The sequence below is a fragment of the Streptomyces sp. 11-1-2 genome (assembly GCF_003595545.1).
In the GTDB taxonomy this organism is placed as follows: Bacteria; Actinomycetota; Actinomycetes; order Streptomycetales; family Streptomycetaceae; genus Streptomyces; species Streptomyces hygroscopicus_B.
Genome location: NZ_CP022545.1, coordinates 1,636,120 through 1,648,259, shown reverse-complemented (window position 1 = coordinate 1,648,259; position 12,140 = coordinate 1,636,120). Strand labels below are relative to the sequence as shown.

At 71.3% G+C, this 12,140-nt stretch carries 1 protein-coding gene; it reads left to right on the top strand.

What is annotated here, in order from left to right; all coding sequences use genetic code 11:
• Positions 1-12: 12 nt before the first annotated feature.
• A complete protein-coding gene (locus CGL27_RS06615; RefSeq protein WP_119985227.1) occupies positions 13-12,138 on the top strand; it encodes a type I polyketide synthase in 12,126 nt (4,041 codons plus the stop codon).
• Positions 12,139-12,140: the final 2 nt, after the last annotated feature.

The window sequence follows — 12,140 nt, the reverse complement described above, 5'->3', positions numbered from 1 at the left end:
GGGTGAAACCTCATGGTGAACGTGAATGAAGAGAAACTGGTCGAGTATCTCAAGCGCGTTTCCGCGGATCTGCACGATACGCGCCTGCGTTTGCGCGAGGTGGAGGAGCGATACCAGGAGCCGATCGCGGTCGTGAGCATCGCGTGCCGGTTCCCGGGCGGGGTGAACACGCCCGAGGACCTGTGGCGGCTGGTCACCGGCGGTGTGGACGCGATCGGGGACTTTCCCACCGACCGCGGCTGGGATCTCGACAGCCTCTATCACCCGGACCCGGACCACCCCGGCACCACGTATGTCCGCCGGGGCGGATTCCTCTACGACGCCGACCGATTCGACCCCCAGTTCTTCGGCATCAGCCCACGCGAGGCGCTCGCCACCAGCCCTCAGCAGCGACTCCTGCTGGAAACCGCCTGGGAGGCATGCGAACGGGTGGGAATCGACCCGGTGTCCCTCAAGGGCTCCCGGACGGGCGTCTACGCCGGTACGGCGACCACCGGCGGCGCCACATCGGGTGACCTTCCGCAGAAGGGATCCGAGGGATACGCGGGCAACGCACCGAGCCTGCTGTCGGGCCGGGTCTCCTACACCTTCGGCCTGGAAGGACCGGCCGTCACGGTGGAGACGGCGTGCTCGTCATCCCTGGTCGCGATCCATCTGGCCTGCCAGGCACTGCGGCAGGAGGAGTGCACCCTGGCCCTGGCCGGCGGGGTGACGGTGATGGCCACTCCCGAGGTGTTCACCGGCTTCTCCCGGCAACGGGGGCTGTCCCCGGACGGGCGGTGCAAGGCGTTCTCGGTGCACGCGGATGGCACGGGATGGGGCGAAGGCGTCGGACTCGTCCTGCTGGAGCGGCTGTCCGACGCCCGGCGCAACGGGCATGAGGTGCTCGCCCTGATCCGTGGCTCGGCCATCAACCAGGACGGCGCCAGCAACGGATTCACCGCGCCGAACGGCCCCTCCCAGCAGCGGGTGATCCGCCAGGCCCTCGCCAGCGCCCGGCTGGCCCCGTCCGAGGTGGACGCGGTGGAGGCGCATGGCACGGGCACCAAGCTGGGCGACCCGATCGAGGCCGACGCGCTGATCGCCACCTACGGCCGGGACCGGCCTGAGGACCGGCCGCTGTGGCTCGGCTCGCTGAAGTCCAACATTGGCCATACGCAGGGCGCGGCGGGTGTGGCCGGTGTGATCAAGATGGTCATGGCCCTGCGATACGGCGTACTCCCCGCCACCCTCCATGCCGAGGAACTGACGCCCCATGTGGAGTGGGACGGCGGCGGTGTGCGGCTGCTCACGGAGGCGGTCGAGTGGCCGACGGGCGAGCGCCCGCGCCGGGCCGGTGTGTCGTCCTTCGGGATCAGCGGCACCAATGCGCATGTGATCGTGGAGCAGGCTCCAGAGGGGGATGTGGAGTCGGCGTCCTCCGAGGTGGGCGGGGTGGTGCCGTGGGTGGTGTCGGGGCGCAGTGCGGAGGCGTTGCGGGGGCAGGCGGCGGCGTTGGCTGAGCGGGTGGGTGGCGCGGCCGAGTTCTCGTCTGTGGATGTGGGGTGGTCGTTGGTGACGACGCGGTCGGTGTTTGAGCATCGGGCGGTGGTGGTGGGCGCTGATCGGGCCGAGTTGGTGGCGGCGGTGGAGGCGTTGGCGGGGGGTGTGTCGCATTCGAGTGTGGTGCAGTCGGGGGTGGCGGCGTTGGCGGGGGACTCCGGTCCGGTGTTGGTCTTCCCCGGTCAGGGTTCGCAGTGGGTGGGGATGGGTGCGGAGTTGCTGGAGGTGTCGCCGGTGTTCGCGGCGCGGGTGGGGGAGTGTGAGCGGGCGCTTTCGGCGTATGTGGACTGGTCGCTGATGGATGTGTTGCGGGGGGCTGATGGTGCGGCGGATCTGGGGCGGGTGGATGTGGTGCAGCCGGTGTTGTGGGCGGTGATGGTGTCGTTGGCTGCGGTGTGGGCGGGGTATGGGGTGTGTCCTGTGGCGGTGGTGGGTCATAGCCAGGGTGAGATCGCGGCGGCGGTGGTGGCGGGTGCGCTGTCTTTGGAGGATGGCGCCAAGGTGGTGGCTCTGCGCAGCAAGGCGTTGCGGCGGTTGGCCGGTGGTGGGGCGATGGCTTCCCTCGGAGTCGGCCAGGAACAGGCGGGCCAACTGCTCTCCGACCTGGGAGACCAGGCCGCTGGTGTGGGCGTGGCAGCCGTCAATGGGCCTTCGTCCACGGTGGTTTCGGGTCCGCCGGAGCAGGTGGCCGCTGTCGTCGTGGCGTGTCAGGAGGTGGGGGAGCGGGCGCGGTTGATCGAGGTGGATTATGCCTCGCACGGTCCTCAGGTGGAGGAGATCCGTGAGGAGTTGAACGAAGTTCTGGCCGGTGTCTGCCCGCTCGATACGTCCGGTTCGGGCACGGCGTTCTACTCGACCGTGACCGGTGGTCGTACCGCTACCACCGACTTGGACACCGGCTACTGGGTGACCAATCTCCGTGAGCGGGTGCGGTTCACCGATGCCGTTGAGGCGTTGCTGGCGGACGGGCATCGGGTGTTCATCGAGGCCAGTACCCACCCGGTGCTTACGCTCGGCCTGCAAGAGACCTTCGAGGAAGCCGATATCCCGGCCGTCACAGTGCCCACCCTGCGCCGTGACCATGGCGGACAGGCTCAGCTCCTCCATTCGCTCGCCCAGGCGTTCACCGCCGGGGTCGATGTCGACTGGTCGGCCGCGTTCCCGGCCGACCCCACCCCTCGTACCGTCGATCTGCCCACGTATGCCTTCCAGCGCCAGCGCTACTGGGCCACCGCCACCGGCGGGGTCGGCGATGTGGGTGCCGCGGGGCTGCAGCGGTTGGAGCACCCGTTGTTGCGGGCGGCGGTGGGCCTCGCCGATGGCGGGTTGGTGCTGACCGGACGGGTGTCGGCCACCGGCGGCGACGGCTGGCTCGGTGACCATGTGGTCGCCGGAGTGCCACTGGCGCCGGGTGCGGCGTTGGTGGAGTGGGCGTTACGGGCGGCCGACGAGGCGGGCTGTGGCGGCATCGAGGAACTGGCGCTGCAGGTCCCGTTGGTGCTGCCGCCGTCGGGTGGGCTGCGGGTGCAGATCGTCGTAGGCGAGGCTGCCGAGGACGGGCGGCGCGATGTGCGGATGCACTCCCGGCCCGACCGCGATGCCGAACCCGGCGCGGATCCGGACTGGGTGACCCATGCGGAGGGCGTCCTGAGCCCGCCGGCCGCGCCGGGTGCGGCCGAGGAGCTGGGGGGAGTCTGGCCTCCCGAGGGCGCGAAGCCGATGGATGTCGAGGGGTTCTACGAGCATGCCGTGGCGTCGGGGTATGCGTATGGGCCGTCGTTCCAGGGGCTGCGTGCCGTGTGGCGGGACGGCGCTGATCTGGTGGCCGAGGTGGCGCTGCCCGAGGCGGCGGGGGACGCGGACGGCTTCGGTATCCACCCGGCACTGCTCGACGCCGCCCTGCATCCGATGCTGCTCGCCGCCGACATCGAGGCGGCGGACGACGGGGGCATGAGACTGCCGTTCGCCTGGAACGGCGTCTCCCTGTGGGCCGCGGAGGCGACCACGGTCCGGGTCCGGCTCTCGCCCCGCCAGCCCTCTCCCCATCAGGACGGTGCGGTGGGAGAGCGTGGGGTGCGGGTGGTCGTGGCCGATGCCATGGGCGCCCCGGTGCTGACGGTCGACTCCCTGACGATGCGCCCCGCCGACCCCCATCAGCTGAGGGCCGGGGACGGACGTGGCGTCGATGGGCTGTTCACGCTGGATTGGATCCCGATGCCCGGCGTGTCGGAGGCGGAGACCTCCGACGCCATGGGCTGGGTCGTGCTGGGTGAGGACGCCCTGCACCTGGCCGAGGAGCCGGGACTCGGTGATGGGGGAGTGGTGTGTCATCCGGGTCTCGAAGCGTTGGCCGCCACGCTCGACGAGGGGGCGTCGCCTCCCGCCTTCGCCGTGACCCACCTGCCCGCAGGCGGTGGCCTGCCGGGGGCCGGAGCTGCGGCGACGGCCGCTGATGGCTTGGCTGCCGTCGGTCGAGCGCTGGAGCTGCTGCAGGGGTGGCTGACCGAACCGCGGCTGGCCGAAATCCGGTTGGTGGTGGTGACACGCGGCGCGGTGTCGACCGTCGGCCCTGAAGACGGGGATTTCGGCGACGAAGAGCTGAATGTGGCCGCGGCGGGGCTGTGGGGCCTGCTGCGGAGTGCGCAGGCGGAACACCCCGACCGGTTTGTCCTCCTCGACCTTCACCAGGGCACCGAATCGGCCGCGGGTGATGTGGCGAATGCCGTCGTCCGTGCGGTACGGGCTGATGAATCACAGGCGGCCCTGCGCGCCGGGGGGCTGATGGTGCCCCGACTGACGCGCGCACGCGACACTGGCGGCGCCGACGAGCCGGATTCCGGAGGGCTGGCCCCTGGTGGGCTCGACCCCGACGGTACGGTGCTGATCACCGGTGGTACGGGCCTGCTGGGCGGTCTGGTGGCCGAGCATCTGGTGCGTACGTGGCAGGTCAAGCATCTGGTCCTGGTCAGCCGCCGTGGCTCGGACGCGCCCGGCGCACCGGAGTTGGCCGAGCGGCTGGGCGACCTGGGCGCGCAGGTGCGGATCGCCGCGGTGGATGTGACGGACGGCGACGCGGTCGCCGACGCGGTGGCCGGTATTGACCCGGCGCATCCGCTGACCGGTGTCATTCATGCGGCGGGGCTGCTGGATGACGCGGTGGTCACCTCGCAGACCCGGGAACAGGTGGCGCGGGTATGGGCGGCGAAGGCCGCGGCGGCCGCCCATCTGCACACCGCCACGGCGGACCTTCCGCTCCGCATGTTCGTGATGTACTCCTCGGCTGCCGGAGTCGTGGGCAACGCGGGTCAGGCCGGATACGCGGCGGCGAACGCGTTTGTCGATGCCCTGGTCACCTATCGGCGGGCGCTGGGACTGCCGGGGCTGGCGGTGGCCTGGGGGCTGTGGGCCCAGTCCAGCGAGATGACCGGGCATGTGGGCCGGGCAGACCTGACGCGACTGCGCGGGATGAGGCCGTTGTCGTCCGAGCGCGGGCTGGCCCTGCTGGACGCCGCATGCCGGTTCGCGAGTCCACTGATGGTGGCCGTGGACCTCGATCCGGCCGGGGCGGCCGGTGAGGATCTTCCGGCGGTGTTGCGGGGGTTGGTGGCCGGTCGTGCCGGTCGGCGGTTGGCGGCTGGTGAGGTGGGGGTTTCGGGGTTGGCGGGGCGGTTGGTGGGGTTGGGGGTTGGTGCTCGGTTGGATGTGGTGGTGGAGGTGGTGCGGGGTGGTGTGGCGGTGGTGTTGGGGTTTGGTTCTGCGAGTGAGGTGCGGGTGGATGCTGCGTTTAAGGAGTTGGGTTTTGATTCGTTGACGGCGGTGGAGTTGCGTAATCGGTTGTCGGTGGTGACGGGGTTGCGGTTGCCGGCGACGATGGTGTTCGACTATCCGACGCCTCGGGTGCTGGCGGAGTATCTGTGCACCCGGCTGACCGGCGAGACCGCCGGTTCCCGTGCACCTGTCGCGGCGAGGGCCGATACGGACGATCCCGTGGCGATCATCGGCATGACCTGCCGTTTCCCGGGAGGCGCGAACTCCCCTGAAGCGCTGTGGGACCTGGTCGCCTCGGGGAAGGACGTCATCGGGGAGTTTCCGACCGGCCGAGGCTGGGATCTGGACGGGCTGTTCCATCCGGACCCCGATCACCCGGGCACCAGCTATGCCCACGAGGGCGCCTTCCTGTATGACGCCGATGCGTTCGACGCGGCGTTCTTCGGGATCAATCCGCGGGAGGCGCTGGCCACTGATCCACAGCAGCGGTTGCTGTTGGAGGCGTCGTGGGAGGTGCTGGAGCGGGCGGGGATCGACCCGGTGTCGTTGAAGGGCAGTCCGACCGGTGTGTACGCGGGCGTGATGTACCACGACTACGCGGCCGGGCTGAGCGGTGCCGCTGATGTGAAGCTCGAGGGCTACGCGATGCTCGCGGGTTCGGGCAGCGTGGTCTCGGGCCGGGTGGCGTACACGCTGGGCTTTGAGGGTCCTGCGGTGACGGTGGATACGGCGTGTTCGTCGTCGTTGGTGGCGATGCATTTGGCGGCGCAGGCGTTGCGGCAGGGGGAGTGCACGCTGGCGTTGGCCGGTGGGGTGACGGTGATGGCCACGCCGGATGTGTTCACCGGTTTCTCCCGTCAGCGTGGTCTGGCCCCCGATGGCCGGTGCAAGCCCTTCGCGGCGGCCGCCGACGGGACGGGCTGGGGCGAAGGCGTGGGCGTACTGCTGCTGGAGCGGCTGTCGGACGCCCGGCGCAACGGTCACGACGTCCTGGCCGTGATCCGTGGCTCCGCCGTCAATCAGGACGGTGCGTCGAACGGACTCACCGCGCCGAACGGACCCTCACAGCAACGAGTCATCCGCCAAGCGCTGACGAGCGCCGGGCTGTCGCCGTCCGACATCGACGCGGTGGAGGCGCATGGTACGGGTACGACGCTGGGTGATCCGATCGAGGCGCAGGCGCTGCTGGCCACCTATGGTCAGGATCGCCCTGACGGGCAGCCGCTGTTGCTCGGCTCCATCAAGTCCAATATCGGGCATACGCAGGCGGCGGCGGGTGTGGCGGGCGTCATCAAGATGGTGCAGGCCATGCGTCATGGAACGCTGCCCGCCTCTCTGCACATCGATGAGCCGAGCCCGCATGTGGACTGGGACAGCGGTGCGGTGCGGCTGCTGACCGAGGCGGTGGAGTGGCCGAACGGTGAGCGGCCGCGCCGGGCCGGTGTGTCCTCGTTCGGCGCCTCCGGCACCAACGCCCATGTCATCCTCGAACAGGCGCCCGCCACGCCTGAGGAGGATGGACAGACGGAGCCGGTCTCCTCCGACATGGGCACGGTCTCGTGGGTGCTCTCGGCGCGGAGTGCGGAGGCGCTGCGCGGCCAGGCCGCCGCCCTGGCTGAACGTGTGGGCGGCGCGTCCGAGCTGTCGTCCGGTGATGTGGGGTGGTCGTTGGCCACCACGCGGTCGGTGTTCGAGCATCGGGCGGTGGCGTTGGGTGATGACCGCGCCGAGCTGTTGGCCGCCGTGGAGGCGTTGGCGGCGGATGTGTCGCATCCGGGTGTGGTGCAGTCGGGTGCGGCGGCGCTGGCGGGTGATGTGGGTCCGGTGCTGGTTTTCCCCGGCCAGGGTTCGCAGTGGGCCGGTATGGGCGCCGAGCTGCTGGAGGTGTCGCCGGTGTTCGCGGCACGAGTGGAGGAGTGCGAGCGGGCGCTGGCGCCGTACGTGGACTGGTCGCTGACGGATGTGCTGCGCGGCGCGGAGGGTGCGGCGGATCTGGGGCGGGTGGATGTGGTGCAGCCGGTGTTGTGGGCGGTGATGGTGTCGTTGGCTGCGGTGTGGGCGGGGTATGGGGTGCGTCCTGTGGCGGTGGTGGGTCATAGCCAGGGTGAGATCGCGGCTGCGGTGGTCGCGGGAGTGCTGTCCCTGGAGGACGGTGCCAAGGTGGTGGCTCTGCGCAGCAAGGCGTTGCGGCGGTTGGCCGGGGGCGGGGCGATGGCCTCCCTCGGTGTGGGTCAGGAACGGGTGGGTGAGTTGCTCTCCGGTCTGGGCGATCAGGCCGCTGGGGTAGGCGTAGCCGCAGTCAACGGGCCTTCGTCGACCGTGGTTTCGGGTCCGCCGGAGCAGGTGGCAGCCGCCGTCGCAGCGTGCCAGGAGGTGGGGGAGCGGGCGCGGCTGATCGAGGTGGATTATGCCTCGCACGGTCCTCAGGTGGAGGAGATCCGTGAGGAGTTGAACGAGGTTCTGGCCGGTGTCTGCCCGCTCGATACGTCCGGCTCGGGCACGGCGTTCTACTCGACCGTGACCGGCGGTCGTGCCGTCACCACCGACCTGGACACCGGTTATTGGGTGGCGAACCTGCGGGAGCGGGTGCGGTTCACCGATGCCGTTCGGGCGTTGCTGGCGGACGGGCATCGGGTGTTCATCGAGGCCAGTACGCATCCCGTGCTCACCCTCGGCCTGCAGGAGACCTTCGAGGAAGCGGAGGTCACGGCCGTCACCGTGCCGACCCTGCGCCGCGATCACGGTGGCCAGGCCCAGCTCCTCCACTCGCTCGCCCAGGCGTTCACCGCCGGGGTCGACGTCGACTGGACCACGCTGTACCCGAGTTCCCCGGCACCCCGTGTGGTCGCACTGCCCACCTACGCGTTCCAACGCGAGCGCTACTGGCTCGACGGCCACGGTGGACGCGCCGGCGACCCGGCCGACCTCGGGCTCGTCTCCGCCGGACATCCGCTGCTGGGTGCCGCTGTGGAGCTCGCCGATGGCCGTGGCCATGTGCTGACGGGCCGGATTTCGGCGCGTACGCATACCTGGCTCGGTGAGCATGTGGTGGCGGACGCGGTGCTGGTCCCGGGCGCGGCGCTGGCCGAGTGGGTGCTGCGGGCGGCCGATGAGGTCGGCTGTGGCGGAGTGGATGAACTGGCGTTGCGGGTGCCGCTGGTCCTGCCGTCGTCGGGCGCCCTGCGGGTGCAGGTCGTCGTGGGCGAGGCCGCCGAGGACGGGCGTCGTGATGTGCGGGTGTACTCCCGGCCCGCTGGTGAAGGAGACTCCGCCACGGGATGGGTCTGTCATGCGGAGGGCGTGTTGAGCGCACCCGCGGACCGTTCCGACGAGGGGCTGGGACTGGGCGGGGCGTGGCCCCCGGCCGGTGCGGCTCCGCTCGGCGTCGAGGGGTTCTACGACCGGGTCGCGGCCTCGGGATATGCCTACGGACCGTCGTTCCAGGGACTGCGGGCCGTATGGCGGGACGGCGCGGATGTGTGCGCGGAGGTGGCCCTGCCCGAGGCCGCCGGGGAGCAGGCCGGGTTCGGCATCCACCCAGCACTGCTGGACGCCGCGCTGCATCCCGCACTGCTGATCGACCAGCTCGACGCGGACGACACCGACACCGACACCGAGCCCGGTACCGAAGCCACCGACGGCCAGATCTGGCTGCCGTTCGCCTGGAACGGCGTGACGTTGTGGGCGGCCGGGGCCACCACGGTCCGGGTTCGGCTCTCTCCCCAGCCGGAGAACGCCGAGGGCGAGCGCGCACTACGGCTGACCATGGCCGATGCCGTCGGCGCTCCGGTGCTGACCGTGGACTCCGTGGCGATGCGGCCCGCGAGCGTCGAGCAGTTGCGGGCGGCGGTGGCTCACGGCAGCCACGGCACGGACAGCCTGTTCACCGTCGATTGGACGCCCCTGCCGCTCGCGGCCGGGGCCGAAGGGGCAGCGGCCGGGGACGACGGCTGGGCCGTCCTGGGCGCCGACGGCCACCCGGATCCTGCCGCGCTGATCGCGGCACTCGGCGATGAGAAACCCGTCCCGCCGGTCGTTCTCGCCGATATGACCGCCCTGGCCAGCCCCACCGGTGCGGGCGCCGAGGAGGCGTCGACCGAGGCGCTGTCGGCGACGGAACGGGCGCTGGAACTGGTGCGAAACTGGCTCGCCGAACCGCGGTTGACGGACGCCCGGTTGGTGGTGGTCACGCGAGGCGCGGTCGCGGTCGACGGTCCCGAGAGCACCACCCGGGTGGACCTGGCCGCGGCCGCCGTGTGGGGCCTCGTACGCAGCGCACAGTCGGAGAATCCCGGCCGGTTCGTCCTCCTCGACCGCGACGACGACCTCGATGCCAACCCCAACCCCAACGCCAACGCCAACCGCAACCCTCACACCGAAGCCGTGCGCATCGCCGTGGCGCGCGCCGTGGAGATGGACGAGCCCCAGCTGGCCTTGCGTGCCGGCCGGGCGCTGGTGCCCCGTCTGGTCCATGCCGGTACCGGGGGCGCGGGGCTGGTGGGCCCCGTGGAGCAGCCGGAGGCATGGCGGTTGGACACGGCGGGCACGGCGACCCTCGAGAACGTCGTCCCCGTGCCCTGCCCCGAGGTGCTGGAGCCCCTGGGCGCCGGCCAGGTACGGATCGCCGTACGCGCCGCCGGTGTCAACTTCCGTGATGTGCTGGTCGGTTTGGGCATGGTGCCCGGCCAGACCGGACTCGGCGGTGAGGGCGCCGGAGTGGTGGTGGACATCGGCCCCGAGGTGACCCACGTGTCCGTGGGCGATCGCGTCATGGGTGTCCTCGACCAGTCGTTCGGACCGCTGGCGGTCACCGACGCGCGGTTGCTGGCGCCGATCCCGGACGGCTGGAGCTTCCGGCAGGCGGCGGCCGTACCGGTGGCCTACCTCACCGCCTGGTACGGACTGACCGACCTCGCCGGGCTCCGGCCAGGGGAGTCGGTGCTGATCCATGCCGCGACCGGTGGTGTGGGGACGGCCGCGGTGCGGATCGCGCGGCATCTGGGCGCGGAGGTCTACGCCACGGCCAGCCCGGGGAAGCATGCGGTGCTGGAGTCGATGGGCATCGACGAGGCGCATCGGGCCTCCTCACGCGATCTGGACTTCGAGGAGACGCTCCGGGCAGCCACCGGCGGCCAGGGTGTGGACGTGGTGCTCAACAGCCTCGCCGGGCCGTTCGTGGACGCCTCGCTCCGCCTCCTCCGTGAAGGCGGCCGGTTGCTGGAAATGGGCAAGACCGATGTCCGCGACCCGGAGCTGATCACCGCCGAATACCCCGGGGTGACCTACCGGGTCTACGACCTGATCACGGACGCCGGTCCGGATCGTATCGGCCAAATGCTGCGGGAGCTGGACGAGTTGTTCGCCTCCGGTGTGCTGGAGCCTCCTCCGGTACGGGCGTGGCCGTTGAGCCGGGCGCGTGAGGCGCTGCGGTATTTCAGTCAGGCCAAGCACACCGGCAAGCTGGTGCTGGACGTCCCCGCCCCCGTGGATCCTGAGGGCACCGTGCTCATCACGGGTGGCACCGGCACCCTCGGCCGACATGTCGCCGAGCACCTCGTCCGCGCCTGGAAGATCCGCCATCTGCTGCTGGTGAGCCGCAGCGGGCCCGAGGCCCCCGGCGCACCGGAGCTGCTGGCCCACCTCACCGACCTGGGCGCCGAGGCCCGGATCGTGGCCGTGGACGTCACCGACGGCGCCGCGGTGAACGACCTCGTCGCGGGCGTCGACCCGGCGCACCCCCTGACCGGTGTCGTCCACGCGGCGGGGGCGCTGGACGACGCGGTGGTCACCTCGCAGACCCCGGAACGTCTGGCGCGGGTGTGGGCGCCCAAGGCCACGGCCGCGGCCCATCTCCATGCCGCCACCGCCCATCTGCGGCTCGGCATGTTCGTGATGTTCTCCTCGGCCGCGGGGGTGATGGGCAGCCCGGGCCAGGCCAACTACGCGGCGGCCAACGCCTATTGCGACGCCCTGGCCACCCACCGCCAGGCCATGGGCCTCCCGGCGGTCTCGGTGGCCTGGGGGCTGTGGGCCGATGCCAGCGGGATGACCGGGCATCTGGACGAGGCGGACCTGGCCAGGATGTCCCGTTCCGGCATCGCCGCGATGTCCGGCGAGCAGGCGCTGGGGCTGATGGACGCCGCCTGCTGGCACGGTGCCCCGCAGCCCGCGGCCGTCCAGCTCGACCTCCGGGCGCTGGCCGCTCAGCCCGCGGACACCCTGCCCGCCCTGCTGCGCACGCTCCTCGACAACGGAACGACCACACGTCGTACCGCCGCCACCGGGGCGCCCGCCGCCGGTCTGGTCGCCCAGCTCGCGGCGGTGCCCGTGGAGGAACAGCACCGGATCCTGCTCGCGCTGGTGCGCACGCAGGCCGCGGCGGTCCTGGGCCACACCGACGCCGGGGCGGTGTCCGCTGACACCCCCTTCAAGGATCTGGGCTTCGACTCACTGACCGGTGTCGAACTGCGCAACCGGCTCGCCGCCGCCACCGGGCTGCGGCTCCCCGCCACCGTCGTCTTCAGGCATCCGACGCCCTCGGCCATCGCCGCCGAACTGCGCGAAAAGCTGTGCCCCGCGCAGGCGGACAGCTCGGCGCCCGTCTTCGGCGAGCTGGAGAGGCTGGAGGCGGCGATGGCACGCCTCGTGCCCCACGACGAGGTCCGCGACCGGCTGGCGAAGCGCCTGGAGGCGCTGCTGTGGCGCCTGACCGACGACACGTCGGCCGAGGCCACCGGCCGGCACCACCCCACCGTGGACGACGGCGCCCTCGACTCCGCGTCGGACGACGAGTTGTTCGAGTTCATCGACAGGGAACTGCCCTCTTGATC